Origin of the sequence: Bradyrhizobium huanghuaihaiense (assembly GCF_007830635.1) — a bacterium.
Lineage (GTDB): Bacteria > Pseudomonadota > Alphaproteobacteria > Rhizobiales > Xanthobacteraceae > Bradyrhizobium > Bradyrhizobium huanghuaihaiense.
Genome location: NZ_VLLA01000006.1, coordinates 1 through 26,157 on the forward strand (window position 1 = coordinate 1; position 26,157 = coordinate 26,157).

The window sequence follows — 26,157 nt, forward strand, 5'->3', positions numbered from 1 at the left end:
CGTCTCGATCCCGGGCCTGCCGTTCTCGCTGTAGAGCGGCGCGATCTCGCCGTCGATCCAGTCCCAATCGACCTTGCCGGCGAGCAGAACCAGCTCGTGCTTCATATTGATGATCTGGTCGAGCCGAGCCCGGAACAGATCGTTCGATCCCGTCGTCTTGTGCTTCTTCGGCCGCATCGTTCCCTCCGATGCAGACAAGGAATCATGCTTCCCGCTTCGAGGGAATCCACGAAAACCAAATCGCAAGGTTCTGACGCCCAAAGCATCAAAACCTTGCAATCTGGAAATGCCCCTTAGCCCAAATCGAGATTCCCGATCAGTGGCTTAGTCCTTCTTCACGGACGACTAAATTATTTTCGAGAACGCGTGCGCGGCGATCTCGGCTTGACGGAACCGTCACAAATGCGCCATGCGTAACCCGTCAGTCGGCCGGACGGCCGCTCCGGCAGGTGCCGAAAGGCCGCCGGGGAGGAAAGTCCGGGCTCCCTTGACATGCGGTGCCGGATAACATCCGGCGGGGGCAACCCCAGGGAAAGTGCCACAGAGAACGAACCGCCCGCCTTCGCCCTTCGGGCTTCGGCGAGGCAGGCCCGCCGGGCTTGCCACGTCGTAGCAGCGCAAGCTGCGTAGACGGGTAAGGGTGAAAAGGTGCGGTAAGAGCGCACCGCGGCGCCGGCAACGGGGCCGGCATGGTAAACCCCACCGGGAGCAAAACCGAATAGGGACGGCGTAGCGGGCTGTTCGCGCAAGCGATAACGCCGCGGGGCGATGTCAGGCCCGCCGTCCGGGTAGGTTGCTCGAGGCCATGTGCAAACATGGTCCCAGAGGAATGGCCGTCACGTATCGTTCGCGCAGGCGGGCGGTGCCCTACAGAACCCGGCTTACAGGCCGGCTGATATTCTAAAGCGCTTTCGAGCGAAGTGGAGTTCCGGTTCGCGTCAAGAATGCGCGTCTTAACTAGGAAGCAACGAGGGGTTCGATGCCAGCGCATCGGCCCCCTCACCATTTTTGCCGATGTCATTCCGGGCTCAGTCCCCCGAGACGCCGGATATCTGCTTCCATAACGAAGTTTTCGTAAGCGCTATCGGCGATCTTGAAATGCGTAGAGCCAACCTTCTTGAAGCCATGCCGCAGATAGAAGTCGATGGCCCGATGATTTTCCGCGTTGACCTTCAGCCAGACGCGTTCGCCACCGATGCTCCTGCAATGATCCATGGCACGCTGCAAAAGAGCGATGCCTCTTCCGCCCGACTGGTGCCTTGGTTGAACATACAGGGTCATGATTTCCAGCGGTGAGCAATTGGGCAGCGGCGGCGCAGCCATCGAGCAAACCGTCACGAAACCATCAATTCCTATCCGGTTTTCCGATACCCAGATCGACAGGTTTGGATCGCTAAGAGAGTTTCGAAGTCTTTGCGCCGTGAACTCTGCAAGAACGTAGTCCGCGAAAAATGAGCTCACTCCTTCCCGAAGATACGTGCTCAACCAGACTTCAATGCTCACCGCTGCCAGACTGGAGGCGTCCCGCTCTTCAGCTTTCCTGATCACATTGCACCGTCCAGCACCGCCATCAGCGCCTCCGGCGCCGTGACGTTCGGCGCGTGGCTCGCATCGAGCTCGAAATAGCGCCAGCCATCCTCGTTCTTCGCCCGCTGCGCAAACTGACCGAACACGTCGCCCGGCGGAATGCGCGTGCAATAGATGTAGCTGCGCGGCATCGCCGGCTCGCCATGTTCGAGCCTCAAGCTGGTCTCGAAGCATTTGACCGGCATCGCCACACGGCGCGCGTTGAGCCAATCGAGATCGGCCTGCGGCGTATCCGGCGGCGGCGGGTTCGGCGGAATACGGTAGCCGTCGCCGGAGCTTGCTGCCTTGCGCATCGGCTCGCGCCCGGCCTCGTTGAGGTCGAACAGCGACTGGCCGTGACGCGGCACGAAGGCATCGAGATAGATCAGCTGCGTCACGCGCTCGCGCGCGCGGTCGGCGACGCCGGTTGCGACCATGCCGCCATAGCTGTGGCCGAGCAGCACGATGTCGTTGAGGTCCTCGAAGGCGATGACGTTGAGGATGTCCTGGATATGCGTCTCGAGGTCGATCGCGGGATTGGCCAGATGCGCGCGCTCACCGAGACCGGTGTAGGTCGGCGCAACCAGGCGGTGGCCCGCCTGCGCCATCAGCGGGTGCATCTTCTTCCAGGCCCATCCGCCCGACCACGCGCCATGACAGAGCAGGAAAGTTTTCGCGCGTGCGGCCATCGGCGTTTCCATCGTTCTTGTTTGTACGATCGAGTGTAACGGCCGCGCGCGCGATGTAAACGACGCCGCCGCGTTAGGCCGCGCGCGTATTCACTTTTGCGAGGACGAGCGCACCGGCTTCCCGCCGCAGCTTGCTCGCCTCGAAGCCATGCATGCCGAGCTGCCATTGCAGGCCGACGATGGCGCCCTTGGTCGGCTGCAGCAGCGCGAGCGAGGCGAACAGCGTCACCGGCAGCCACACCGCCAATTGCAGCCAGATCGGCGGCGCGTAGGCGGTCTCGATTGCGAGGATCGCAGGCACGACGAGGTGGCCGACCACGACCATCACCAGATAGGCGGGAAAATCATCCGCGCGCTGATGGAACAGTTCTTCGCCGCAATGATCGCAAGCCTCGGCGACTTTCAGGAAGCGGCCGAACATATGTCCTTCGCCGCAATTCGGGCACCTGCCCAAGAAGCCGCGCCACATCGCCTTCGCCAGAGAGATTGAACCGGTCGCCATGACCACACCTCTTCCTTTTTGATGGTCCATACAATAATCTCTTGTATCCATACATTCAAAGAATATGGGCCTGAATTGCATGGACTGGACCCCTACAATCGCGGAGCTGAGCGGGCCGCGCTACCAGCGCATCGTCGATGCCATGGAGGCCGATATCGCCGCCGGCCGCCTGGTGCGCGGCCAGCAGCTGCCGACACAGCGCGCGCTGGCAAAGGCGCTCGGCATCGACCTCACCACCGTAACGCGCGCCTATACCGAGGCCCGGCGCCGCGGCATCATGGAGGCCCGGGTCGGACAGGGATCGTTCGTGTCGGAGACCAGCGCGCGACGCGCGGTCGACCTGCCGCATCCGGTCGCGATCGACCTCTCGATGAACGTGCCGCCGCATCCGCTCGAAGCGCAGCTCGACGAGCGCATCATCGCCGGGATGGAAGCCCTCCGCGCCCAATCGGGCCTGACCGCGTTCCTGAACTACCAGCCGCCCGGCGGCAGCGCGCATGAGCGCGAGGTCGCGGCGCGCTGGATGCGTACACGCGTCCCGCACGCGCACGCCGACAGGCTCGTGATCTTTCCCGGCGCGCAGACGATCCTGTTCAACCTGCTCGCCCATCTCACGCGGCCCGGCGACATCGTGTTGACCGAAGCGCTCACCTTCCCCGGCATCAAGGCCGCCGCCGCGCGGCTCGGCGTCAGGCTCGTCGGCGTCGCCATGGATGACGGCGGCATCCTGCCTGATGCGCTGGCAAAGGCCTGCCGCACGCACAGGCCGAAGGCCGTCTACCTCATTCCGACGCTGCATAATCCGACCACCGCGACGCTACTCCCCGAGCGCCGCAGCGCCATCGCCAGGATCATCCGCGATGCCGATACGATTCTGATCGAGGATGACGCCTACGGGCTGCTCGATCGCGCGGCTTCGCCGATCGCGAACCTCATCCCGGAGCGGACGTATCTTGCAACCACGCTGTCAAAATGCATCGCGCCGGCGCTTCGCGTCGCTTATCTGATGACGCCCGACAACGCTGCGCAGCAAGAGATGCGCGCCTCCTTGCAAGCGACGGTGCAGATGCCAGCACCGCTGATGGTCGCTCTGGTGACGCACTGGATCGAGAGCGGCATTGCCGATCGCATCATCACCGCCATTCGCAACGAGGCGGTCGGCCGCCAGCAACTCGCGCAGCGGGCACTGAAGGGATTCGAGTTCCTGGCCAAACCCGCCGCCCATCATTTGTGGCTACGATTGCCGGAGAGCCGGCCCGATGTCGCGGCCTATCTGCTGCGCAATGGCCTCGCGATCGTCGCCGGCGATGCCTTCACCGTGGACGGAACACCGCCGCATGCGGCGCGCGTCTCGCTGGGCGCTGCGCGTAACAGGGCGGAATTGACAGAAGCGCTGCGTATCCTGGTCGGCGCGCTACACAAGCCCGCCGATACCAGGCAGATCGTCTAGACTCTTCTTATTGATGGTGACGACGGTGGCGTGGACGAACGACAGGCGCAACGGCTGCGGGATAAGCCGCGTAGGCCTCGCCCGGGACCACCGTCTCGCCACGTGCCGCGCGTCCCGCGGGCGTGAGCTGGCCGCCATTGAGCACATCGCGGTCGGGATGCGCGGCCTGATAGGCGGCAGGCTCTGATAACTGCGCCTGCGCCAATGTCGGCGTCAAGGCGGCGGCCGACAACAATGCGGCCGCAACGGCAATGCTCACGCGGGTCATGATCATGCTCCATCATCTCGTCAGGGACGGTGCGGCATGACGCCCGGCAGGCCCCCAGGATTAAAGTACAGGCGTCATGTAGGAGCCGCTTCGGCGAACGCTCGCCCTTGATCCGCCCTTGGGGATCACGCTTGCGTGCGGTTATGAAATTGACCTTCCCGGCCGCATCTGTGCTATGCGCCAGATGACGATCAAAAGCGGCGATCGAAGCTCGGCATCGCCGCTGACAACAGGAAATGATTGGTGGAAACGTCCACTTACGCGCTGCTGCTGTTCGGCGCGCTGGCCGGCGGCTTCGTCTCGGGCCTTGCCGGATTCGGCACGGCGCTGATGGCGCTCGGGATCTGGCTCTACGTCCTGCCGCCCTCGCTCGCGGTGCCGCTGGTGCTGATCTGCTCGGTGATCGCACAGACCTCGACGCTGCCGTCGATGTGGAAGAGTTTTGATCTTTCGCTGGTGTGGCCGTTCCTGATCGGAGGACTGATGGGCGTACCGCTTGGGATCATGATGGTCGCCTCCGCGGATCCGAAAGTCTTCAAGCTGAGCGTCGGCGTGCTGATCCTGATCTTTTCGAGCGCGCTCTACCTGAACAAAAGACCGCTCGCCTTCAAGTTCGGCGGCCGGATCGCGGACGGCGCGATCGGTTTTGCCGGCGGCATTCTGGGCGGGCTTGCCGGACTGTCCGGGCCGCTGCCGATCCTGTGGGCGAACATCCGCGGCTGGAACAAGCACGAGCGGCGCGGCATCTTCCAGCTCTTCAATTTCACGGTGCTCGCGACCGCGCTGGTGTTGCAGACCGCGTCCGGCCTCGTCGCCCTCAAGGTGGTCTGGCTCGCTGCTGTCGCCTTTCCGGGCACGCTGATCGGAGCCTGGGCCGGCGCGCGCGTCTACCACGCGCTGAACGACAAGCATTTTGGCGATGTCGTGCTCGGCCTCCTGTTTCTGTCGGGCCTCACACTCGTCTGGAACAGCGTTGGCGCGCACTGACGCGCACGCCAACACAACAATCAGCCGTCGCTACGCCGGTGCACGCGCGGGAGGCGCTTCAGGCTCAGCCTCCATCTGCGCCGGAACCTCGGGAGGCCGCAATGGCGCCAGGCGCTTGCCGAACTCGCGGTATAGCAACCACACGCTCAGCGCGGCCTGAAGCGTCGTTGTCGCGATCGACAGATACCAGACATGCTCCATCCGAAACCCCGGCCACGTCGAGAGCCAGATCGACGGCAGGGAATAGGTGAGGACCCGCATTGCCGAGGTCACCAGCACGGGCTTGGTGTTGCCGAGCCCCTGGAACATGCTGGAGGTGGTGAAAATCAGCCCCTGCGCCACCATGTTGAACGAGACAACGCGCAGGAAGAGCGACGCAACTGCCATCGTCTCCCGATCATTCGAGAAGCCGGCCAGCAACAGACCTGGCGCGAGCTGCGCGAGGATCAGGAAGAGAGTCATCACGGCGGTCGCGACAAGCGCCGCCTTGACAAAGGTCTCCCGCACGCGCGCGCCATTGCCGGCGCCGAAATTCTGGCCGGCGATGGGCCCCGCAGCCAGCGCGACGGCGAGCGCCGGCATCTGGATCAGGCCGAGGAGACGCGTGCCGATACCAAATCCGGCCTGCGCCGCCGGGCCGAAAACGCTCAGCACATAATAGCCAACGGCCATGATGATGAAGACCATCACGAACTCGCCGCCGGCGGGCAAGCCGACATTGAGGATTCTCTTCCACTGCCGAAGCTGAGGCCGCCATTGCGCGGGATGAAAGGCGACGTAACGCTCCAGCTTCAGGAAATACGCGAGCAGCATCAGCACGCCGATGAACACCGCAATCGAGCTTGCGAGGCCGGCCCCGGCGACGCCGAGCGGATGCCCGGTGCCCCAACCCGAGATCAGGATCGGCGCCAGCGCAATGTTGATGCCCACGGCGAGCGCCTGCACCAGCATGCTCGGCCGCACGATGCCGGTCGCCCGCAACGCGGACGCCATCACTTGCGTCGCGAATTGCAGCGCCAGTGCCGGCGTGAACCAAAGCAGATAGACGGTGCCGGCTTCGACCGTTGCCTCGTCGGCCGCGACCGCGCGCATATAGGGACGCGACAGCACGAAACCCGCAACCAGTGTCAGCAGCCCGAACAGAACCGACAGGACGACCGACTGGTTGAACACCAGATTGGCATCGCCACGGTCCTTGCGGCCCACGGCATGCGCTATCAACGCAACTGTACCGACGCCGAGCACCTGCATCAGGGCATTGACGAGAAAGCCGGCGTTGCCGGCCGCGGCGACGCCCGCGATCGCAGCCTCGCCCAGACTCGAGACGAAGTAGAGGTCGACGAGCTGGCAGATCATGATCGTGATCATGCCGACTACGATCGGCGGCGCCATGCTCAGGATGTGGCCCACGATGGAGCCGCGCGTCAGGTCTTTCATGTCAGTCCATCCCTGCCCTAAATCCTTCGCCGCCTGCGGACGCTCTCCTTCGTCCGCAGGCCGCGCCTCACTCCGCCGCCGCGATCTGTCCGAGCTCCACCACCTGGCGCTCGAACAGGCCGCGATAGATGCCTCCCGGCTTGCCCGCGAGCAGGGCATGCGTGCCCTGCTCGACGATCTCGCCGCGGTCGAACACCAGGATCCGATCGAGGCTCCGCACCGTCGACAGCCGGTGCGCGATCACGATCGAGGTGCGGCCTTTCATCAGCCGCTCCATCGCCTGCTGGATCAGCGCCTCCGATTCCGAATCGAGGCTCGACGTCGCCTCGTCCAGGATCAGCACCGGCGCATCCGCCAGGAATGCGCGCGCCAGCGCCACGCGCTGCCGCTCGCCGCCCGACAGCTTTACGCCGCGCTCGCCGACGAGCGTGCCGTAGCCCTTAGGCAGGCGCAGGATGAAGTCGTGCGCATTGGCGAGCCGCGCCGCCTGCTCGATCGCCTCGATGCTGGCGCCGGGCCGGCCATAGGCGATGTTCTCGGCGAGCGAGCGGTGAAACAGGATCGGCTCCTGCTGCACGATCGCGATCTGGCTGCGCAGCGATTGCTGCGTCGCCAGCGCGATGTCCTGCCCGTCGATCAGCACGCGACCATCGGTGACGTCGTAGAGCCGCTGCACCAGCTTGACGAAGGTGGTCTTGCCGGAGCCGGAGCGGCCGACGAGACCGACGCGTTCACCGGCACGGATCGTGAGCGACAAGCCGTCATACAGCGGCGCGCGATGGCCGCCATAATGGAACGTGACGTCGTCGAACACGATCTCGCCGCCCTCGATCGCGATCGGCCGGGCGCCCGCGGCATCGACAATCCCGATCGGCTCGTCATGGATCGCCACCAGCTCGTCCATGTCGTTCACCGCGCGCTGCAGGTTGTTGATGTGCATACCCACGTCGCGCAAATAGGCGTGGATGACGTAGTAACTCGTCAGCACATAGGTGACATCGCCGGGCGAGGCATGCCCCGAGATCCACAGCAGCACCGAGCCGCCGATCACCGAGGCGCGCAAGGCCAGCAGCAGCGCGAGCTGCGCCATGGCCGTGTAATTGTAGCGGAACCAGGTCCGCCGCACCCGCACGCGCCAGCGGTTGACGACGCGGGCGAGCCGCGCGTCCTCGCGCGCCTCCGCGCCGAAGGATTTCACCACCGCGTTGCAGGTCAGCGCGTCCGCCAGCGTGCCGCCGACCTTGGTGTCCCAGGCATTGGAGACGCGCGCGGCCGGCGCGATGTACCGGGTCGAGAACAGCACGGTGATGGCGACGTAGAACAGCGCTCCCACCGCGATCACCGCGCCGAGCGACGCCCAGTGCAGGCCGATGAGGACCACGGAGCCCATCAGCACCAGCAAGGACGGCGCCAACGCCATCAGGATGGTGTCGTTGAGCAGGTCGAGCGCCCACATGCCGCGCGTGACCTTGCGCACGGTGGAGCCGGCGAAGGCGTTGGCGTGCCAGTCGGTCGAGAAACGCTGCACGCGCATGAACGCGTCCTGCGCCACCTCCGTCATGGTCTTCAGCGTGAACGGCACGATCGCCTGGAGACCGATCAGCCTGAGCACCACGGAGGCTGCACCGAGCGCCACGATGGCGCCGAATGCGACCAGCGCTGCATGGCGCGCATCGGGGTCGGACGAGCCGCGCGTCAACGCGTCAACCAATTGTCCGGAGAAGACCGGCATGAACAGGTCGGCGACGGTCGCGCCCAACAGGCCGCCGGCGACGACCAGCGTACGCCCCGGCTGCTTCAGCCAGTGCTTGAATACGAAGGGCAGCACCACGCGTATCGCCGCGGGCTTCTGTGAAAGAACGGTCATGACATCATCCGGCCGCTCTTGGCGCGGGCCGGCTCCATCGATGGACGCAAGTCGGCCGCAAGGGCCGGGACGGCGTCACGTAAGACTGATTTTGACTTGGGAAGAGGAGCGATCGGGACGAAGCGCCCAATCGAATCTGGCGGAGGAGGCCTCTAACAGGCCGCGTACATACCGAACCAGGAGATCATCGAGCGCGGGCGTACGATCTGCGAGTGCGACGAAATCATGCAAATCTCCCCGGTTCGAATGAATGAGGTGCGCTTTATAGATGTGCCGTGGGAGATTTGCAACGGGGCCCACGCGAGATCACGGATGAGTGTTGCAATTTGGTCCGGGGCGCCGCTTCACACTCCACCGTCATTCCCCGCGAAGGCGGGGAATCCAGTACGCCGCGGCCAGCCGGCTCAATCACAACTGTCTCGGCGTACTGGATCGCCCGGTCGAGGCCGGGCGATGACACCGATTGTGTGTCCCGATTAATGCGCGTCGCCACCGCCGGCGAGCGAGGCCGGCTTGTTCAGCAGCGTGACCAGCAGGCTGAGGCCGAGATAGAACACCGTCAGCACGAAGAAGGCATCGCCAAAGCTCATCACCACGGCCTGGCGGTGCACGATCTGGCTGAGCTGCTTCATCGCCATCAGCGTGGAATCGCCAAGCCCCTGGAATTTCTGCTGGAGCATGGTCAGGGTTTCGGTCGCGGTCGCGTTGCCCCAGGTCACGCGCTCCTGCAGGCGCGTGATGTGCAAATCGGTGCGGTCGTTCAGCACGGTGTTGATGACGGCGAGCCCGACCGCGCCGCCGAGGTTGCGCATCAGGTTGAACAGGCCGCTCGCGTTCTTCACCCGGTCTGGCGCCAGCGTGCCGAGCGCGATGTTGTTGGTCGGCACCATCGCGAACATCATGCCGATGCCGCGCAGGATCTGCGGCACCAGCAACTCGAAGAAATCGTAGTCGCGCGTGATCCAGGTCATCTGGTAGGAGCCGATCGCGAACACGACGAGGCCGAACGCGATCATGTAGCGCATGTCGATCTTGACCATGAGCCGGCCGACCAGCGGGGCGACCAGGAACATGGTGATGCCCGAGACGAACATGGTCTCGCCGATCATCAGCGCGCTGTAGCCGCGCACCTCGGCGAGATAGCGCGGATAGATGTAGGTCAGGCCGTAGAGGCCGATGCCGATGCAGAACTGCAAGACGCAGCCGACCGCGAAATTGCGGTTGGAGAAGGTGCGCAAATTGACGATCGGCTCGGCCGCCGTGAACACGCGCCAGAAGAAGGCGATCGCCGAGATGGCGCAGATCCAGGCGCAGATCGCCACCGACGTGTCCTGCATCCATTCGTGTTGCGGACCTTCTTCCAGCACATATTCCAGCGTGCCGAGGAAGCCGGCCATGAACAAGAGGCCCCACCAGTCGAAGCGGTCGAGCAGCTCGAAATGCGGCTCGTCGAAATCGACCAGCGCCAGCACGCCGAGCGAGATGCCGATGCCGGGCACGACGTTGATGAAGAACAGCCAGTTCCACGACATCGCGTCGGTGATGTAGCCGCCGACCGTCGGCCCGATCGTCGGAGCCAAGGTCGCGACCAGCCCGATGATGGGACCGACGATATGGAATTTCGTGCGCGGGAACACCGTGTAGGCCGAGGCGAATACGGTCGGGATCATGCCGGCGCCGAGGAAACCCTGCAGCGCGCGCCAGAGGATCATCTCCTCGATCGTGGTGGCGAAGCCGCAGAGCAGGCTCGAGACCGTGAAGCCGGCCGCCGAGATCGCGAACAGCAGCCGCGTGCCGAAGGCGCGCGACAGAAAGCCCGATAGCGGAATCGCGATCACCTCGGCGATCAGATAGGCGGTCTGGACCCAGGCGACTTCGCTCGAGCTTGCAGAAAGACCTGCCTGGATTTCGCTGAGAGACGCCGAGACGATCTGGATGTCCAGGATCGACATGAACATCCCGAACACCATGATGATGAACGCGAACAGCCGCTTCGGCGCGATGCGCTCCGAAGCGGGGTTCGCCATCATGGCGGGTGAAGCGGTCGTGGCGTTGGCCATGGTCTGACCTCGCAGCGCTCGGGTTATGCTACTGCGGATGGATCATGGTGGGATCGTCGAGATCGACCTCGCTGTCGGCGTCGGCCGCGCCCTTGTTGGTGTCGACAGTGGCGTAGACCGACATGCCGGCGCGGAGCAGGTTCTGCTTGGCCACCGACTTCGGCACGCGAATGCGGACCGGCACGCGCTGCACGATCTTGGTGAAATTGCCGGTGGCGTTGTCGGGCGGCAGCAGCGTGAACACCGAGCCTGCGCCCGCCGCGATGCTGTCGACGACGCCGGAGAACTTGCGCATGCCATAGGCATCGACCTTGATCGTCACCGGCTGGCCGGGACGGATGCGCTTGAGCTGCGTCTCCTTGAAGTTGGCGTCGATATAGACCTCGTCGAGCGGGACGACGTTGCCGAGCCGCTGGCCGACCGCGACGAAGTCGCCGGCATTGACCAGGCGGTTGGAGAACGTGCCGCTCACCGGCGCGCGCACCGCGGTGAAGGCGAGGTCGCGCTCGGCCTTGGCGAGCGAGGTCTTGAGCTCGGCGAGCTGCGCCTGCGCTTCGGCCTGCTGCGCCTTGGCGACATCCACATTACTGACCGCGACGTCATAGGCGGCCTGCGCGGCCTTGACCGCGGCGGCGCCCTGGTCGCGTCCGGCTTCCGAGCTCTCGAAGGTGGCGCGCGAGGCAAAGCCCTTGCTGCTCAGCGCCTGCTGGCGCTCATAATCGAGGTCGGCGCGCTTGAGGCCCGCTTCGGCCGAGACGAGCTGCGCCTTGGCCTGGGCGACCTGGCTGTCGAGGGCTGCGACCTGGCGGCCGATGCGATCGATCGTCGCCTGCTGGGTCGCGATCTTGGTCGCTGCGGCATCGACCGCGATCTTGTAGTCGCCGTCGTCGATGCGGAGGATGATGTCGCCGGCGCGCACCGTCGTGTTGTCGCCGGCAAGGATCGAGGAGATGTGGCCGGCAACGCGCGCGCCCAGCATGGTGTTGTTGGCGCGCACATAGGCGTCGTCGGTCGAGATGTAGAAGCGGCCGACCAGCGTGTAATAGCCGGCATAGCTCGCGGCCGCGAGCGCCAGCACGAGACCGACACCCATCAGCACGAATTTGCGCTTGCCGGGTTTCGGCGCGCCGGCAGCGGGCGCGTCCGGCGCAGGGGCCGGTTTGTCCGTTACGGGGGTCTCGGGCGCCTCGCTGCGGCGCTTGGTTTCCTCGGCCACATGGGAGCGCAACTGCTCGGCAAGGGCCGCGGGCGTCTCGGCCGCAGCCGCATCGTTCGCCGACATCGTCTCCACCGTTTCCTGGCGAATGACCCGCGCAGCCTGGTCTCTCGATACGGCCATAAAGGCCTCCCCAAAAAAAGCGCGACCAGGGACCGCCGCCTCGCGGCCTGTTCCCTCTCGCTCATTTCCAAATATCATTGACCGAACCGTTCGGTCAATATAGATAATATTACCGGGCCGGGACCCTACTGGCCCGAATCCTTTATTTGCGTTTCATAGGTCGGCACCTCGCCCAGAAACCTTCCGAGACCCTGAACCAATGGTTGTAGCTGCCGGCGAACATCTGCACGTCATCCAGGAGGAGGACAGCTCCAAGCGCCGCCAGATCCTCGACGGCGCCCGCAAGGTGTTCATGGATCTCGGTTTCGACGGCGCCAGCATGGGCGAGATCGCGCGCGCCGCGCAGGTCTCCAAGGGCACGCTCTACGTCTACTTCGCCGACAAATGCGCGCTGTTCGAAGCCATCCTCGAGCAGGAAGCGCTCCAGCACGGCCAGGTCGTGTTCAATTTCGATCCGGTGCGCGATGCCGAGACCACGCTGAAGGAGTTCGGCCGGGCCTACATCCACCTGCTGTGCCGCCCCGGCGGCGGATCAGCGATCCGCACCGTGATGGCGATCGCCGAGCGCATGCCCGATGTCGGCCGCCGCTACTATGCGCGGGTGCTGGACAAGACCATCAACCGCCTCTCCGACTATCTCAAGATCCATGTCGCCTCCGGCGATCTCAGGATCGACGATTGCGACCTCGCAGCGTCGCAGTTCATGGAGCTGTGCAAGGCCTCGCTGTTCCTGCCCTTCGTGTTCCAGGCCGCGCCCGCACCGTCGGAAGAGCGCATGACCGAAGTGGTCGACAGCGCGACGCGGATGTTCCTGGCGGCGTACCGGGCGAAGTAGCGGCAAGCGGGCCGCGCGTTGCGCGGGCCCGTCTCACGGCACTATATTTGAGCCATGTCCCGTGATCTTCGCCCTCCGGTCGATATCCTTCATTACGAGATCGTCCAGGAACAAGCTTCCGCGCTTGGACGGATGGGCCGCACGCTAGAACAGGCGCTGGCGCGTTTGCGCGAGTTCGACGCCGCCCACGCCGCCACGCCGACTGCGGCCTCGACGCAGCCGGCGAGGCGCGAGCTGGTGTTGGAAGCCGGCCAGGCGCTCTGGATGTTCGTGGTGCAGCGTGAGGCGACCGGCCTGCGCGACAGCCGCCACATTATGCGCACCTACAACGTCCCGGCCGAGGTGCAGCGCTGCATGGGGCTGGCCCCTGCACCGTCGAAGCAGGGATCGAAATGATTTTGCCGCGTCCGCCCGTAGCCCGCATGAGCGAAGCGACATGCGGGAACACCGTGCCCGGATCGCTTCGCTCATCCGGGCTACGCGACCGTTAATCGTCCGCGTACTCGTCCTCTTCCTGCTTCCGCGTGCTCTTGCGCGTACCGAGCGAGCCGGTGACATAGGGATCGCGCCTGCCCGCGTAGGGATTGCGCTGCTGGGCGCGGCCCGCGACCTCTTCGCCTGAGACCGCGGCGGGCTGGCAGATCAGGCGGCGGCTGGCGCGGCGCATCAGATCGACGTGGATGTGATCGTAGTGATAGACGTTCGACCCCGGCGCCAGCACCGTGGTGAAATGCGCGCACGCGCCCGACTGCACGTCGCGCAGAAAGCCCTGCTCTTCCGGCATGCCGCGCCAGCCGTCCTTCACGGTGACGCGGCGGCCGTCGGCGAGCACGAAGGCGGAGATGTCGAGCGCGTTGCCGAAGGCGTGCTCGGAGATGTGGGCATGCGAATTGCCGTTCATGCCTCGGCAGGAATAGGCGGAGATCTGCTTGATCTCGGCGACGCGGACGCCGAACCAGCGCATCGCCGAGGGCTGCACGGTGTCGGCGAGCCAGCGGTCGAGTTCCGACACGATCGGACAGGCGAGCGTCGCGGTCGGCTTGATCGCGACGGGGCCGACGGCGGTGACGGGATTGCCCTGCGCCGGACCAAGGCGCGGCAGTGGCTGCTGTGCCGGCGCTTGTGAATAAGGCGCGGGACCGGGCTTCCGCGCCGGATAGCTCGGCGCATTCATGTAGCGCGCTGCGCCCGCGGCATCGGTGCCCTCGGGCGGCAGATCGATCTCGTCTTCCTGCGGTGCGACGCCGGGCGCGTTCAGCGACATCGGTCCGGACGGCGCACCGTAGCCCGAGGGCTGGCGCACTGCGCTGTCGGGATAGTTCGACCGCTGCGGATAGGACGATGCCGGATAATTCTGGCTCTGCGGGTAATTCGACTGCGGCTGCACCGGCCAGCGCGGCTGGTTGCCGATGCTGCCGGGCGGGCGCAACGTCTCGTCGGCAAAGCCGTAGCTGCTGGAGGCTTCGCCAATGGCGGCGACTTTCAGCGGATACTCCGCGCCGCACATGCCGGGCCCCGAGATCGGGTCGATGCGGACGATGTCCGCACTCTCCTTGACCGCGCCGGATTTCAGGCATGCGGCTTCCGCCTCGGCCCGCCATGGTTCACGTTCGGCCTGGAAGAAGCCGCGTCCGCAACCCGCTAGCGAAACAAGGACGATGGAGCCGACGAGATACAAACGAACTCCGCGCGTCATGGACGCACGTTCGGTGAATTTACTTAAAGACTCTTCAACACGTTGATTTCAGTGTTCTTTAACCATAGCGGGCGCGGCAGTGCGGACTGCTGACGATGACGAGCGACAGCGAGGCTGACTTTTTCGAAAAGAGACTTTCTGTTAACCATAAGGACTGCGCGCCAGGCAGCGCGCATGGAGGGACGACCTCATGACGTTCGCCGGGAGACTGAGCGTAGTCACCGCGTACCTCGCCATGGCCTTCGTCGGCGCCATCGTGCTCGGCATGATCTAGCGCATCAGTCCGACCACACCACAGGCTGCCTTGCCCTCTTCCCTTCGTCAGGGAAGAGGCCGCGTGCGCACGTCGACAATAGCTACGACCGCACGTCCCACTGCCGCGACGTCGTGACCATCTTCTCCTGCTGCTCTTCAACGCGCGTCCAGTCGTTGCCCGAGCACCAGAAGCGGCCAATCGCGCAGGCCTCGACATGAAGCGTGCCGGAGCTCTTCAGCGTGATCTTCCCGTAATAGGTGCTCCCGCTGGAGCGGCTGTAGATGCTGCCGGTCCAGACGTCGTGCGATTTCGGCTTCATGTTGACGAGCACGCTCTCGCCCCGGCTCGACGTCTCGGTGAGCGCATAGCCGCACAGCGCAGGGCCGCAGCGCTCGATGCGAACCGTGCCCTTGGCACCGTCGCTCTCCCACTCCCCCAGCGGCAAATAGGTCGCCTCGTCGTCTCGGCGCTGTGCGACCGTTGTGCCTTGGCTGCTCTCCACGCGCGGCGGATCGACCCTCTGCAGGTCAACCCGTGGCGGATTGGGACTCGGCGCCTCAACTCTTGCTGCCTCGAGTTTCTGCGCCGGCGGCGGCACGACAGGCTGTGACGTCGTGGCGGCAAGGACGGGGGCCGATGGTGCCGGTGGCGGGGCGACCCCAGACGGCTGCGGCGGCCGGACCGAAGCGGCCGGACTGGCCGGCGGCGGCACCTGGACAATCGGTGCGGGCGGCGCGACCGGTCTCGTGTTGACGTCTTCCCTCAACCGAAGACTGCGGCTGGACACCGAAACACAGGCGGCGGATCGGCAATTCCTGGGCGCCTCGATATGGAACCGGTGACCGCCGATCGAGAAGGCGTAGGAACCGGCCTGGGCCGCGGGCGCCATCGCTGTCAGTACGATCGATAGGCCAAGCGAAGTCGCAAGCCGCTGCATCGGCGCCTCCAGTCGTGTCGCGACGAGGTTACGCAGGACGAGCCGGGGCTGAATGTGCGCTGCCTCACCCAGACGCGCGCGAGCCGTTGTGACGTCCGTCACGGAAGGCGGGACCGGCCCGGCATAGGGTCGAACCACGCTTCATCCACCAGCGACTTCAGTCCATCTCGGGACCGCGCCCTTTCGGAGGTTGTCATGAACAAGCTCACCATCGCCGCCACCGCGCTCTTCCTCGCTTCGACCGCCGCCGCGCATGCCGGCAATTCGATCTCGTTCCAGATCGAGGGCCAGCACATCCGCATCGAGACGCCGCGCAACTGCGCCTCGCTCGATTGCGTCACCATCGTTGCGCCGGGCCTGTCGGACAAGCCGATCAAGCTGAACAACATCAACCTGAAGGGCCTCGGCGGCCCCAAGGACGATGACGTCGACACCACGCCGGCTCCGGCCACGGCCACCCAGCCCGCGCCGGCTCCGGTGCAGCAGCAGCCCGTGCAGCAGGCGCCGGTTCAGGCGACCGCACCGGCCGCTCCCGTTGTTGCTCCCGCCGGGCCCGCGCCGACCGTTGCCGCCGCTCCGGCCGCCACCTACGACAACGCGGCCCAGCCCGCGCCTGTCGCGGCTCCCGCTGCGGCTGCGCCGGTCGCAGTCGCTCCCGCACCGGCTCCCGTTGCCGCCGCGCCCGTGGCCGCCCCGAACTCACCGATCGGCGTGTGGGCGACCGAGGAGAACAAGGGCAATGTCCGCGTCGAGCAGTGCGGCGCCAATCTCTGCGGCTATGCCCAGAAGACCAACGAGCGCATCCTGATCAACATGAAGCCCGATGGTGCGAAGTGGAGCGGCCGCATCCACGATCCCGACTCCGGCCGCAACTACGACTCCACGATCGCGATGAAGGGCCCGAACGCACTGCGCGTGCAGGGCTGCGCCTTCGGCGGCATGTTCTGCGGCGGCCAGACCTGGAAGCGCGTGAGCTGACGCGCGGAGCGCGTCATCCCTATTGCGCAATTGCGCAATGGGGGCGATGCAAAGCATCGAACCCGGGATCTCTCGCAGCAAGCTCGCACTACAATTTCGAGATTCCGGGTTCGCGCTATCGCGCGCCCCGGAATGACGAGCAACGGGGCGCCACGTCCCTCGCAGGACGTGGCTCTTGAGCATTTCCCCCCATGCGACGTTCATCCGCCATTCAGCCTCAGACGGCTGATATCGGTCGATCTCGCCTCGCGTTCTCACCGGGACATCCTCGTGACTTCAATGGTGGCTTGGCGCCGCTCCGTGTTCGCGCTCGTGCTGCTGGCCTTGCCGGCCGCCGACAGCAGCGTGGCTTTCGCATCCGATGCAATCGAGCTTGCGCAAGCTCAGCCACAGGCACAACCGACGCCCACTCCGTCACCGACGCCATCAGCTTCACCGACACCGGCGGCAGAAGCGCAATCCGCCACCGTCGAGCCGATCGGCAACGTCGCGACGGTGACAGGGATCGCGACCGTGATCCGCGACAAGAATTCCTATCCGCTGCGCGTCCGCGACGACATCTATCTCAACGACGTCGTGCAGACCTCGTCGAACTCCACGCTCGGCATCACCTTCAACGACGCGACCACGTTCAACCTCTCCGCCAGCGCCAAGATCACCATCGACAATTACGTCTATGAGGACGGCGGCAAGCAGAATTCGGCGATCTTCGACATCGGCAAGGGCACCGTGGCCTTCGTTGCGGCTGCGGTGGCGAAGACCGGCGACATGAAGATCGCGACGCCGACCGCGACGCTCGGCATCCGCGGCACCACGGGCGTCGTCGACGTGCCCGAAAACGCGACCGCGAGCACTGCGAATAATGTCAACATCAAGCTTTATCCCGACGCCGACGGCCGGGTCGGCCACATCGAGGTCAACGACCGCAGCAGCGGCGCGCGGCTCGGCGCGCTGACGCAAGCCGCGAGCGGCTTTGCCATTCGGCCAGGCGCGGCCGGCGGTATGCGTTTTGCCGCCGTGCCGATCGCGATTCCCGCGCAGCAGATCGCCCGCGACCGCGGCTTCGTCAGCCAGGTGCATCTGGCGCAGACCACGGGCCGGCAGATCGTGACCGAGCAGCGCGACTTCCGCCGCGCCAATCCGGCCGCGATCAGTCGCATTCCGCGGCCGGCGCAGCCGCCGCAGCAGCAGCAATTGCGGCCGGCGCAGCCGCCGCAGCAGCAGCAATTGCGGCCGACGACGGCGCCGGGCCAACAGCGGCCGAACGGCCAGCCCGGCCAGAACAACCGTCCGGGCCAGCAGCAGCCGGGCACGCCGGGCCGGCAAGGAACACAGCAAGGCGCCCAGCCGCCGCAGCGGCAGGGCCAGGGACAACAAGGCGGCGCGGTGCAGCCGGGTGGCCAGCGCGCGGGTCAGGGTCAGCAGCAACGTGGCCAGCAACAAGGCGCAGGGCGTCCAGGTGCACCGCGCGCCGGAGAAGGCACGCCGCCCAACAGCACGCCGCAAACGCAGCCACCGCGCACCGGCATGCGGCCCGGGCAACCGCCCGCGGCTCAACAGCCAGGCAGCATCCAGCGCCAGGGCGGCTTCCAGCAGCGCGTCCCCGCCGCACAACGCCCCGCAGCGCCGCGCAAGCCGGCGCCCGCTCCGAAGGAGAAGGAGCGGCAGTGACTCTTCCTTCTCCCCTTGTGGGAAAGTCAATGGCCAAAAAAGCACAAGGTTTTCAATGCACAAGCCACGCGGTGTCTAGCGGGTGTTAAAAACAGAGAATTTGCTGACACTCCGGGGAGATGTGGCTGTTATACTCGCATCAATTCAACTTCAACTGCCGCTCAAGCCGCTCTAATTCTGCGTCCATCTCTTCGTCGCTCATCTGCAGAATTTTGTCCCAAAGTGCTTTGCGCTTTGCTGGGTCCGGCGTGTAGCCGCTCGTAGTTGTGATCTTAGCTAGTTTGCTGGCGGGTCGATCACTCGTCGTCCCATCCTTCCAGAGCACCCGCACGAGTTGCTCGTCCACGACCTTCTCCACCTTTCCTTGATTGGTATTGGGGTCAGGTTCTTTGTCGTAGTCCGCGACCACATCGCCGGGTTGGAAGTGAGCAATCCTGTTGTCAGTTGCCCAACCCTGTTTTTTCTCGCACATGATGTCGCCTCTCGCTCCGTTGCGACGTTGCCAACGATGATCACTCGAAATTCAGCTTGTCCATCTCAGCTTTCGCCAGCGCCGCGAGCTTGGGGGGCCTGCTAGTGCTGAGCGACCTTCTGCTGCAGCTCCCTGATCTTCGCCACTAGTCGCTGTTTCGGTCCCAAGTAAATCGGTTTCATTCGAATCAACAATGCGGTCAGTGCTTCAAGCACCTCATGAAGTTGCTCTAGGAATGTCACGATCTCGTCCAAGCTGATCGTCTTCTTCTTCCACTTCATCCGTGTGTCGTTCGCATGCGGTTTAAGGCTTGGAAACACCTGCTCCGCGTCGAAGTCAGCTTCGAATGTTTCGAGATTGACGTTTTCGACCGTAATGGTCTCGAGAATTTCAAGAGCGTTTCCCGGTTCGAGTGCGTGATGCGCCAGCCGAACCCTCACGTCATTGAGCTTCCTCAACCGCGCTGCGATCTTATTCCAATCTGATCTCAGCGGGCTGAAGTTAGTGTCCATCTCGAATAGCTCGTCGATTATCGACAGCCACGTGTGGACGTTGTTGATCGAGTAAAAGACGAGACCGACTTTGTTTGCCCTTGAATCTAGAAGCATGCTGGCGATATGAACAATGAAACCCTCCATCCGGGACCATTCGGTAATCGACCTCCCGACGGCGTGATGCATTCTGTCGGTCATTTTCGTCGCCGTTCGGCCAATGACCACCTTGAACTCTTCGAGGTCTTTGCGCGCTTGTTCTTCTTCGTCCATCGGACGCTCCATTTACCCTAGTGGCATTTTCCATCGAAGGCCGCTCGGTATTGACAGAACGGAGACAGATGGTCTGCCGACTATGGCTTCCATCCAGTTTTGAACCCGAGCGCCTTGGTCATCTTAAAAGTATCGCAGCAGAGAACGCCGAGGGAATTGCAGACATCTGGAATATGCCGGTTCTGTCGCTGTCGTGTTGGCTTAGACACCTCAGTGGTAACAACGCATCGGTCTTTGGGAGACGCTAGGGCGTGCGAAATGAGAAATGGATCGCGGCCGACGGTAAGAATCTCGTCTTCTGTTAAATCGGGCGCATATCCGCGATTGATTACGTCTGAAACGAGTGCCGGGTCACTTTGAGCGTCTAACACAATGGCGTCTCGAATGCCCTTGTCCGAAATCCAGCCAAACAGCAGGTCTTTCTCGTCATCGGTGCCCCCATCTTTCACCTCTTCGAAATTCTCGATGGGGATTTTTAGAACACCGGCAGCGCCCTGATGGGCCAGCCAACTCCAGAACTCGGGCACGCTATCGACTGGGTAGTAAAGGGTATGAGCAGTAATGAGTACGTTTGCGTCAAGCAGGTACAGCATGCTTAGGCCGCTCTACCACCGAAGGACTCGTCGCTCAGCAGTGGCGATACGCTTCGCGGCTTCACGCCAAGGATTTGACTTGCGCGAGTGTGGCTCAGGGTACCTTCGCTCAGCGCTCTGGAGACAGTATGCATGAGGGCGCGACCCAGACGGTGACGCCGCACAACGTAATAGCTGGGTCCTGTCGAATCTTGGTCTCGCTGCTTTTGGTCATCTCGGCTCTTCCGCCATTGCGCAGCAAAAAAATGCGTGATGGCGCGCCAAGTTTCTTCCGTGATGCGCCCCTTTCGCAGAAGACCATAAGCAACCATTGACCCACTAACGTGTCGCCTCCTAGCGAACTCCGCGATGGCTGAAATCGCTTCTTGAAGCGACGTATTCTTCGTAATTTTCAGCTCGTCCAGTTCGCCTTCCGAAAGGAAGAAAAGGTTAGCAACAGTGTTACAAAACTTCTCGGTCTCGGCGTCAGAAACCTTACCACTGATGCCGCTTGCGCCCAGCCAGATATGCGCCAGCTCATGAAGAAGCGTGAATGACCACGCCGTTTTTGCATCTTGGTCGTTCACGACCACGAACGGCGCGATTTTGTCGGCAAGAGCGAAGCCTCTGAACGCTTCAGCGTCAATCGCGGTATGATGACTGCCGAGATTGCCAATCAGCAGAACGAAAACGCCAACAGCTTCGATTTTTGTTCTCAGGTAAGCAAAAGCGAGCTCTGGGGAGGCCTTCGAGCGGAACTCTTCTCGCTTGATGCCTGTGACTTCGATGATGCTTTTAAGGACTGCGGCCGAGCCATCCTTTACTGACTTGGATGCGACAAACTTGAGCGGCGGCGTTTCGTCATCGGCGAGAATCTCTCTAACCGCCGATTGCCTCGCCCTGACATTCCGCACAAGAACGGAGATCAGAATATCCGAGTCAGGATCACGATCCGGGATGTTTCGAAAATCCTCTGAGCGCGTGCCATCCGCCGGTCTGGATTTCATGTAAAACGCAACGAGAGGACGCCGATATTGCTGCGACATCTTCAGGAGCAGCGGTCGCGAGGGGCTCAGTACTCCTTTCTCGTAGGCGGCGAGCTTTTCAGCGCCGCTCATGTTTTTAGTCGTACTAATGCCGAGCTTCCTTACAGCCTCCTCGGGCGCAAGACCGGCGCTTTCCCGCGCCCAAACCAAAATATCTGGATTCACGTCAGGCATCTGTGGACATTCGCACGGGACCAGCGGACTGGCGAGAGGGCAGCCAAGTAACGATAGCTTACGTTCCTTTCAGGAAGTTCAACATCCGCATTTGGTCTCCCCCTCAACCGCTGGGACTATATCTCGTCGGCAGGGGGGCCTCCAGAGGGCCTTTCTGTTCAAGCCAGCTTTCCGGGGTGGAGCCCCGCCTCGATGCGCTCGTGCTCGCGTGCCGGATCGGGTGCCAGCGGCTGACACCTGGCACTCCATGCTCACCGCCAGTTCGGCGCTCTTCCGACCCCGCGAAGTCTCGAACGCGCGCGCAAGCGTAAACCAAACCTTCAACTGCAGCGTGTAGCCTCCAACCTCGGTGAGCGCCTTCCGGGGGTGAGATTGGCATTCGACAAGAGAAATCCGTCCGAACTAGGCTTGTGGCCACATCAGCTGAAAGCTGTGAACCGCTGCGAAGCATATTTTGCATCCGGCAGTACCAAAGGCTGCCTGGTACATATGCCAACCGGCACGGGCAAGACAGGCGTCATGGCGGTGCTCGCAAGTCGACGCGCGGCTAAAACCCCGGTGCTGGTGGTGTGCCCGTCGGCCGCTCTTGTGGCGCAGCTCCGCCAGGAGTTTCGGTCAGAGTTCTGGATGAAGCTCGGCGCACCTGGTTTGTGGCGACCGGACAAGGTCGTTCAGGCGCTGCCCGGCTCCATTGACGCATTATCCGAGCAGCTAAAGCAAGCATCCGGAGAGCGCATTATCGTCGTTGCGACTATTCAGGCCGTACAGCAGATCTACGCCGCTGGCGAGGTGGATAAGCTGCATAAATTCATCGGTACAGTCCTCTTTGACGAAGGACATCGAGAGCCCGCCCCGTCGTGGGCAAGGGTAATCAGAAGTTTCGCCGTTCCGACCGTACTGTTCAGTGCCACGCCCTTCCGCGGCGACCTGAAGGTGTTTGATATCGACGAAAATCACATCGACTTCCTCTCGTTCACTGACGCCGTGAACCAAGCGCTGATACGTGGCGTGATCGTCGAGGAGCGTGTGCTTAGCGACAATCCTGAAGTGTTCGCAAAGCAGATAATTGAGGCGCGGGACAAACTTATCGCCGCTGGGACCTTCGACAAAGACTGTAAGGTCATTATACGAGCAGCGAGCGAGGATACCGTCAGCGACCTTTTTGACGCCTTCGTCGCAGCTCTCGGCCGCCGTGACGATGGCGTACTCGCGATGCATATCAATTTTGCTGACAGCGGTCCCGTAGGCGCCCAACGGCGACGCGACGTGCCCAACCTTAAGCAACGAACCGAGAAGTTCCTGATCCACCAGTTCATGTTGGTGGAAGGGATCGACGATCCAGCATGTACAATTCTGGCAGTTTACGAGCCCTTTACCAGCACGAGAATGCTGGTGCAGCAGGTTGGGCGGCTGACTCGGCAGCCGCTTGGGAAGATCGGCGACAAGGCGTCGCCCGCTGTGGTGCTGGCCCGCAAGGATGACGGGGTTTCGGAGCAATGGAAGAGCTTCCTCCAATACGACAGGGCCTGCATCGATAACGGCGGCAAGCCCCCGTTGCGCAAAGGTGAAGAAGTCTTTCAAAGGCTCGTCGCAGCCTTGCCCGAGATGGACTACGTGGAAGGAAAGTTCCGTAAGCGCATCAATCTTGAGGAAGAGGACTTGTCTGGTGACCTTCGCTTCCCAAAGGCAGCGGTGGTCTATGAAACGGAGCCCGGCTTCGATCTAGATGAATTCAGAGCGGACGTATCGGCGCTTCTCGAGGAAGAGGATCGACTGGAGCATCGGGTTGGCGAAGCCGGCGACAAGGGGCGCTATCACGTATCCCTTGGGCTAACACAAACCCCCTATCTGGCCGACTCGCTATTCCAGGTGGCGTCACTTGAAATCACGATCTATGCGACCGTCGGACGGCGGCTCTATTTTTACGACAGCGCTGGTCTGTGGATCGACGAGCTAGAGCACATTGGCGCCAGGGTCGGCCCCAAGGTATTGCATTCCTTGTTACCCGACACCTCCGCTGACTTGATCACCTTCATGGCGGTCAAAAATACAGATATCGGCCCCACAGCACTTAGGTCGCGCACGCTATCCGCACGTTCGTTGGCGCGTTCTGGAGTATTTATGGGCGAGCACATGAACGTCATCACTCGCGCGACTGGATGGGATGATAAAACTCGTCGTACGGTTGGGTTTTCACGAAGTCGCGTTCGCGATGGCGAAGGATACGGGGTGACTGCTAAAGGATTTTCCGATTGGTGTGAGGAAATCGATCAGCACCTAGCGTCGAAGAGGGCTGCCGCCCCGATGCTCAGCAGATTCGCGCTTCCGGGTTCTGTCCCAGCCGACACAACGCCGATCAACATCCTGATCGATATCAACGAGATTCAAGAACAATTCACAAGCGCTGAAGGGGACGTCAAATTTGATGCAGAAGGACTCTGCGTTGACGTAACACGCGATACGGGACCAAAACCTCCGGCGCCGTTCCGCTTTGAGTTGACCCTGAATGGCACGCCGCACACCATTTGGATCAGGTGGGATAGCAGAAAGAAGAAGTATTGGCTGACGTCATCGACCGTAAGCAAAATCAAGACAAAAACGGACGACAGAATCTCGCTCACGAAACGCCTGAATCAATTGCAGGCATTTCGCATTATCACGAGTGACTGCAGACATGCTTACGTCGATGGCGCTTTCTACACCCTCGACCTCCGTCTTGCCGACCCGCAGGGTGCAGGCAGAATGGTTCTCGATCTTATCACTCCCATTGATGGGCTTGCTGGCATTACATCGGAAAAGGGCACGCCTAAAGGTGACACCCTGACAACTTGGCGCACCGGATCACTATTCCGGTTCATTGACGACGCATTGGTCAAAGGACGCGGTAGCCCCGTGTTAGGCGTCCCCTTCCCCGCATTGGTTTGCGATGACCTCGCTACTGAGGCCGGAGACTTCATCGGTGTAGACGCGGATCCATCTCATCCACGCGTCGCCTTCGTGGTGGCAAAACACAAGAAAACACCCAAGTCTGGCAATCCGGGCGTATCAACCTCTGCCTTCTATGACGTTTCTGGCCAAGCTCTGAAGAACCTCGCGTACCTCAAAAGCGATGGGCAGGAACTGCCTGGGTCACCAACCAAGTTTGATCAGAAATGGAAGATGACTGAAGAAGGCAAGACGGATTTTGTTCCGCGAAAGCGAGCCGGGCCTGGTTCGATTGCATTTCGTAAGCTACTAGCCCGCACCACCAGGACGCCTGGCACCGAGCGCACGCTGTGGCTTGTGTGCGCTGGTGGTATGTTGTCAAAGTCGGCGCTTGAACGCGAATTTCGCCGACCGAAGCCGCGGGCGAATGTGCTGCAATTCTATCATCTCGTGGTTTCGGCCTATTCTGCCTGCCAGTCCGTCGGGGTGGGTTTGAAAATCTTTTGCGCGAAGTGAATCCTTCGCGCGCCTTTAGTGGATGCAGCGGCAAAAATGGCGGCAGATCAACGGAGCCTGCTACGCCGCTACGCAGACCGACGTTGCGACCGGGCAGGCTGCTTTTTAGCAGCAGTCTCCTTCGCTCGCTTCTTGCCGGAAATTGGCATCAACATCTCCTTCTGACCGCTTGCGGCCTTGCGCGGCTTCTTGGCAGATTTCTTCGGCGCGTTTGTAGGCTCTGTTGACTTCTCTCTTCCGACGCTCTGTCGAAGTGCCTCCATCAGATCAACGACGTTCTCACCCTTTGGCCGTTCCTTCGGGCGGATGACCTTGCCTGCTCGTTTCTCATTGATCAGTTCGACCAGTGCGCTTTCGTAGTGGTCCTCGAACTTCTTGGGATCAAATGTGCCTGCCTTCTGGTTCACAATGTGCTTGGCAAGGTCGAGCATGTCCTTGGTGACTTTGACGTCCTGGATCTCGTCGAAGTACTCCTGCTCGCTGCGAACCTCGTAGGGGTAGCGCAGCAACGTTCCGACCAACCCCTTGTCCATCGGCTCGAGAGCAATGATGTGCTCGCGACTGGTCAATACGACACGGCCGATGGCGACCTTGTTCATCTCACCGATCGTCTCGCGGATCACCGCGAAGGCGTCGTGGCCGACCTTGCCGTCGGGACGTAAATAGTATGGGCGGATCAAATAGCGCGGATCAATGTCGGTCTTGTCGACAAACTCGTCGATCTCGATCGTGCGGGTGGATTCCAGCGCGAGCTCCTCGAGCTCTTCCTTGGTCACCTCAATGAACTGTCCTTTTTCGAGCTCATAACCTTTCACGATATCTTCGTTGGGCACCTCGTCGCCGGTATCCGCATCAACCTTGAGATACTTGATGCGATGCCCCGTCTGACGATTGAGCTGATTGAAGGAGATCTTCTCGGATTCTGATGTCGCCGGGTAGAGCGCCACGGGACAGGTCACGAGGGATAGACGCAGGAAGCCTTTCCAGTTGGCGCGGGGGGCCATGTACGCAGAACTCCGTTCGAGGCGGCCTGGAATCAAGACGAGCGGAAGCGGCCAGTTCCGACAAGGTCGGTGTCAAAAAATTCGGGCCTACCCGCTTCGGGTGGACTCGACATTTGTTCGCTTTATGTTCTAATTTCGCCATGAGC

The 26,157-nt window shown here is 62.6% G+C and carries 23 protein-coding genes and 1 other RNA gene; 8 read left to right on the plus strand and 16 right to left on the minus strand.

Features of this window, described 5'->3' with window-relative positions; genetic code table 11:
* The coding region (locus IQ16_RS14510) for a transposase (protein ID WP_488226069.1) at window positions 1-177 on the minus strand (177 nt) is incomplete at its 3' end.
* A 244-nt stretch (window positions 178-421) separates the two neighbouring features.
* Between IQ16_RS14510 and rnpB the strand changes: the two genes are divergently transcribed.
* Window positions 422-900: RNase P RNA component class A (gene rnpB, locus IQ16_RS14515), an RNA gene on the plus strand.
* Between the two features lie 117 nt (window positions 901-1,017).
* On the opposite strand, the gene IQ16_RS14520 is transcribed toward rnpB, so the two are convergent.
* The 3 genes from IQ16_RS14520 to IQ16_RS14530 all read right to left on the minus strand — a co-directional run bounded on the left by IQ16_RS14520 (window position 1,018) and on the right by IQ16_RS14530 (window position 2,787).
* Window positions 1,018-1,548 (minus strand): GNAT family N-acetyltransferase, encoded by a 531-nt coding sequence (locus IQ16_RS14520; RefSeq protein ID WP_051122940.1) that lies wholly within the window; start codon window positions 1,546-1,548, stop codon window positions 1,018-1,020.
* Complete coding sequence (locus IQ16_RS46310) at window positions 1,545-2,255, minus strand: alpha/beta fold hydrolase (RefSeq protein WP_026311695.1); 711 nt, start codon at window positions 2,253-2,255, stop codon at window positions 1,545-1,547. The genes IQ16_RS14520 and IQ16_RS46310 overlap by 4 nt, the downstream gene beginning before the upstream one ends.
* Before the next feature lie 73 nt (window positions 2,256-2,328).
* A complete protein-coding gene (locus IQ16_RS14530) occupies window positions 2,329-2,787 on the minus strand; it encodes a DUF983 domain-containing protein (RefSeq protein ID WP_080648014.1) in 459 nt (152 codons plus the stop codon).
* Between the two features lie 49 nt (window positions 2,788-2,836).
* Here IQ16_RS14530 and IQ16_RS14535 point away from each other — a divergent pair, with 49 nt between their 5' ends.
* Complete coding sequence (locus IQ16_RS14535; RefSeq protein ID WP_026311697.1) at window positions 2,837-4,207, plus strand: aminotransferase-like domain-containing protein; 1,371 nt, start codon at window positions 2,837-2,839, stop codon at window positions 4,205-4,207.
* A 7-nt stretch (window positions 4,208-4,214) separates the two neighbouring features.
* On the opposite strand, the gene IQ16_RS14540 is transcribed toward IQ16_RS14535, so the two are convergent.
* Window positions 4,215-4,475, minus strand: coding sequence for a hypothetical protein (locus IQ16_RS14540; RefSeq protein WP_026311698.1), 261 nt, complete (start codon window positions 4,473-4,475; stop codon window positions 4,215-4,217).
* 243 nt (window positions 4,476-4,718) lie between these two features.
* Between IQ16_RS14540 and IQ16_RS14545 the strand changes: the two genes are divergently transcribed.
* On the plus strand, window positions 4,719-5,462 hold the full coding sequence (locus IQ16_RS14545) for a sulfite exporter TauE/SafE family protein (RefSeq protein ID WP_026311699.1): 744 nt from the start codon (window positions 4,719-4,721) through the stop codon (window positions 5,460-5,462).
* Between the two features lie 30 nt (window positions 5,463-5,492).
* On the opposite strand, the gene IQ16_RS14550 is transcribed toward IQ16_RS14545, so the two are convergent.
* From IQ16_RS14550 to IQ16_RS14565, 4 genes are all read right to left on the minus strand, one after another.
* Entirely contained in the window at window positions 5,493-6,899 is a 1,407-nt protein-coding gene (locus tag IQ16_RS14550; protein ID WP_018640955.1) for an MATE family efflux transporter, read from the minus strand.
* Between the two features lie 67 nt (window positions 6,900-6,966).
* Window positions 6,967-8,766 (minus strand): ABC transporter ATP-binding protein, encoded by a 1,800-nt coding sequence (locus tag IQ16_RS14555; RefSeq protein ID WP_018640956.1) that lies wholly within the window; start codon window positions 8,764-8,766, stop codon window positions 6,967-6,969.
* A gap of 476 nt (window positions 8,767-9,242) precedes the next feature.
* Window positions 9,243-10,826 carry a DHA2 family efflux MFS transporter permease subunit gene (locus IQ16_RS14560; protein WP_018640957.1) on the minus strand — a complete coding sequence of 528 codons (1,584 nt, stop codon included), beginning with the start codon at window positions 10,824-10,826 and terminating at the stop codon, window positions 9,243-9,245.
* A gap of 28 nt (window positions 10,827-10,854) precedes the next feature.
* The gene (locus IQ16_RS14565) at window positions 10,855-12,165 is read right to left on the minus strand and encodes an HlyD family secretion protein (protein WP_018640958.1); all 1,311 of its coding nucleotides are present in this window, start codon (window positions 12,163-12,165) and stop codon (window positions 10,855-10,857) included.
* 199 nt (window positions 12,166-12,364) lie between these two features.
* On the opposite strand from IQ16_RS14565, the gene IQ16_RS14570 reads away from it, so the two are divergent.
* Both IQ16_RS14570 and IQ16_RS14575 read left to right on the plus strand, forming a co-directional pair.
* A complete protein-coding gene (locus IQ16_RS14570; protein ID WP_018640959.1) occupies window positions 12,365-13,000 on the plus strand; it encodes a TetR/AcrR family transcriptional regulator in 636 nt (211 codons plus the stop codon).
* 54 nt (window positions 13,001-13,054) lie between these two features.
* Window positions 13,055-13,396, plus strand: a complete 342-nt coding sequence (locus IQ16_RS14575; protein WP_018640960.1) for a DUF6665 family protein — start codon at window positions 13,055-13,057, stop codon at window positions 13,394-13,396.
* Between the two features lie 91 nt (window positions 13,397-13,487).
* On the opposite strand, the gene IQ16_RS14580 is transcribed toward IQ16_RS14575, so the two are convergent.
* Together IQ16_RS14580 and IQ16_RS46550 are read right to left on the minus strand one after the other, a co-directional pair.
* Window positions 13,488-14,696, minus strand: a complete 1,209-nt coding sequence (locus tag IQ16_RS14580; protein WP_018640961.1) for an extensin-like domain-containing protein — start codon at window positions 14,694-14,696, stop codon at window positions 13,488-13,490.
* Window positions 14,697-15,052: 356 nt separating this feature from the next.
* The gene (locus IQ16_RS46550; protein WP_244635699.1) at window positions 15,053-15,454 is read right to left on the minus strand and encodes a DUF2147 domain-containing protein; all 402 of its coding nucleotides are present in this window, start codon (window positions 15,452-15,454) and stop codon (window positions 15,053-15,055) included.
* A 630-nt stretch (window positions 15,455-16,084) separates the two neighbouring features.
* Between IQ16_RS46550 and IQ16_RS14590 the strand changes: the two genes are divergently transcribed.
* Together IQ16_RS14590 and IQ16_RS14595 are read left to right on the plus strand one after the other, a co-directional pair.
* Window positions 16,085-16,867 (plus strand): DUF2147 domain-containing protein, encoded by a 783-nt coding sequence (locus IQ16_RS14590; protein WP_018640964.1) that lies wholly within the window; start codon window positions 16,085-16,087, stop codon window positions 16,865-16,867.
* Between the two features lie 279 nt (window positions 16,868-17,146).
* A complete protein-coding gene (locus IQ16_RS14595) occupies window positions 17,147-18,538 on the plus strand; it encodes a FecR domain-containing protein (RefSeq protein ID WP_018640965.1) in 1,392 nt (463 codons plus the stop codon).
* 139 nt (window positions 18,539-18,677) lie between these two features.
* Here IQ16_RS14595 and IQ16_RS14600 read toward each other — a convergent pair whose 3' ends face one another.
* From IQ16_RS14600 to IQ16_RS14615, 4 genes are all read right to left on the minus strand, one after another.
* Window positions 18,678-19,010: a hypothetical protein gene (locus tag IQ16_RS14600; RefSeq protein ID WP_145831544.1), complete on the minus strand. Its 333-nt coding sequence runs from the start codon at window positions 19,008-19,010 to the stop codon at window positions 18,678-18,680.
* A 101-nt stretch (window positions 19,011-19,111) separates the two neighbouring features.
* The gene (locus tag IQ16_RS14605) at window positions 19,112-19,774 is read right to left on the minus strand and encodes a hypothetical protein (RefSeq protein ID WP_145831545.1); all 663 of its coding nucleotides are present in this window, start codon (window positions 19,772-19,774) and stop codon (window positions 19,112-19,114) included.
* Window positions 19,775-19,854: 80 nt separating this feature from the next.
* Window positions 19,855-20,367 (minus strand): DUF4411 family protein, encoded by a 513-nt coding sequence (locus IQ16_RS14610; protein ID WP_347340201.1) that lies wholly within the window; start codon window positions 20,365-20,367, stop codon window positions 19,855-19,857.
* A 2-nt stretch (window positions 20,368-20,369) separates the two neighbouring features.
* Window positions 20,370-21,566 carry an ImmA/IrrE family metallo-endopeptidase gene (locus IQ16_RS14615; protein ID WP_145831546.1) on the minus strand — a complete coding sequence of 399 codons (1,197 nt, stop codon included), beginning with the start codon at window positions 21,564-21,566 and terminating at the stop codon, window positions 20,370-20,372.
* A 372-nt stretch (window positions 21,567-21,938) separates the two neighbouring features.
* On the opposite strand from IQ16_RS14615, the gene IQ16_RS14620 reads away from it, so the two are divergent.
* Window positions 21,939-25,007 (plus strand): DEAD/DEAH box helicase, encoded by a 3,069-nt coding sequence (locus tag IQ16_RS14620; protein ID WP_167526328.1) that lies wholly within the window; start codon window positions 21,939-21,941, stop codon window positions 25,005-25,007.
* A 68-nt stretch (window positions 25,008-25,075) separates the two neighbouring features.
* On the opposite strand, the gene ku is transcribed toward IQ16_RS14620, so the two are convergent.
* Complete coding sequence (gene ku, locus IQ16_RS14625; RefSeq protein WP_145831548.1) at window positions 25,076-26,011, minus strand: non-homologous end joining protein Ku; 936 nt, start codon at window positions 26,009-26,011, stop codon at window positions 25,076-25,078.
* Window positions 26,012-26,157: the final 146 nt, after the last annotated feature.

What these genes read in the sequence shown, in the direction of transcription:
- IQ16_RS46310 (WP_026311695.1), bottom strand. Translation starts at nt 2,255, where the DNA reads ATGGCCGCACGCGCGAAAACTTTCCTGCTCTGTCATGGCGCGTGGTCG.
- IQ16_RS14530 (WP_080648014.1), bottom strand. Translation starts at nt 2,787, where the DNA reads ATGGACCATCAAAAAGGAAGAGGTGTGGTCATGGCGACCGGTTCAATC.
- IQ16_RS14535 (WP_026311697.1), top strand. Translation starts at nt 2,837, where the DNA reads ATGGACTGGACCCCTACAATCGCGGAGCTGAGCGGGCCGCGCTACCAG.
- IQ16_RS14540 (WP_026311698.1), bottom strand. Translation starts at nt 4,475, where the DNA reads ATGACCCGCGTGAGCATTGCCGTTGCGGCCGCATTGTTGTCGGCCGCC.
- IQ16_RS14550 (WP_018640955.1), bottom strand. Translation starts at nt 6,899, where the DNA reads ATGAAAGACCTGACGCGCGGCTCCATCGTGGGCCACATCCTGAGCATG.
- IQ16_RS14555 (WP_018640956.1), bottom strand. Translation starts at nt 8,766, where the DNA reads ATGACCGTTCTTTCACAGAAGCCCGCGGCGATACGCGTGGTGCTGCCC.
- IQ16_RS14560 (WP_018640957.1), bottom strand. Translation starts at nt 10,826, where the DNA reads ATGGCCAACGCCACGACCGCTTCACCCGCCATGATGGCGAACCCCGCT.
- IQ16_RS14565 (WP_018640958.1), bottom strand. Translation starts at nt 12,165, where the DNA reads ATGGCCGTATCGAGAGACCAGGCTGCGCGGGTCATTCGCCAGGAAACG.
- IQ16_RS14570 (WP_018640959.1), top strand. Translation starts at nt 12,365, where the DNA reads ATGGTTGTAGCTGCCGGCGAACATCTGCACGTCATCCAGGAGGAGGAC.
- IQ16_RS14575 (WP_018640960.1), top strand. Translation starts at nt 13,055, where the DNA reads ATGTCCCGTGATCTTCGCCCTCCGGTCGATATCCTTCATTACGAGATC.
- IQ16_RS14580 (WP_018640961.1), bottom strand. Translation starts at nt 14,696, where the DNA reads ATGACGCGCGGAGTTCGTTTGTATCTCGTCGGCTCCATCGTCCTTGTT.
- IQ16_RS14590 (WP_018640964.1), top strand. Translation starts at nt 16,085, where the DNA reads ATGAACAAGCTCACCATCGCCGCCACCGCGCTCTTCCTCGCTTCGACC.
- IQ16_RS14595 (WP_018640965.1), top strand. Translation starts at nt 17,147, where the DNA reads ATGGTGGCTTGGCGCCGCTCCGTGTTCGCGCTCGTGCTGCTGGCCTTG.
- IQ16_RS14600 (WP_145831544.1), bottom strand. Translation starts at nt 19,010, where the DNA reads ATGTGCGAGAAAAAACAGGGTTGGGCAACTGACAACAGGATTGCTCAC.
- IQ16_RS14605 (WP_145831545.1), bottom strand. Translation starts at nt 19,774, where the DNA reads ATGGACGAAGAAGAACAAGCGCGCAAAGACCTCGAAGAGTTCAAGGTG.
- IQ16_RS14610 (WP_347340201.1), bottom strand. Translation starts at nt 20,367, where the DNA reads ATGCTGTACCTGCTTGACGCAAACGTACTCATTACTGCTCATACCCTT.
- IQ16_RS14615 (WP_145831546.1), bottom strand. Translation starts at nt 21,566, where the DNA reads ATGCCTGACGTGAATCCAGATATTTTGGTTTGGGCGCGGGAAAGCGCC.
- ku (WP_145831548.1), bottom strand. Translation starts at nt 26,011, where the DNA reads ATGGCCCCCCGCGCCAACTGGAAAGGCTTCCTGCGTCTATCCCTCGTG.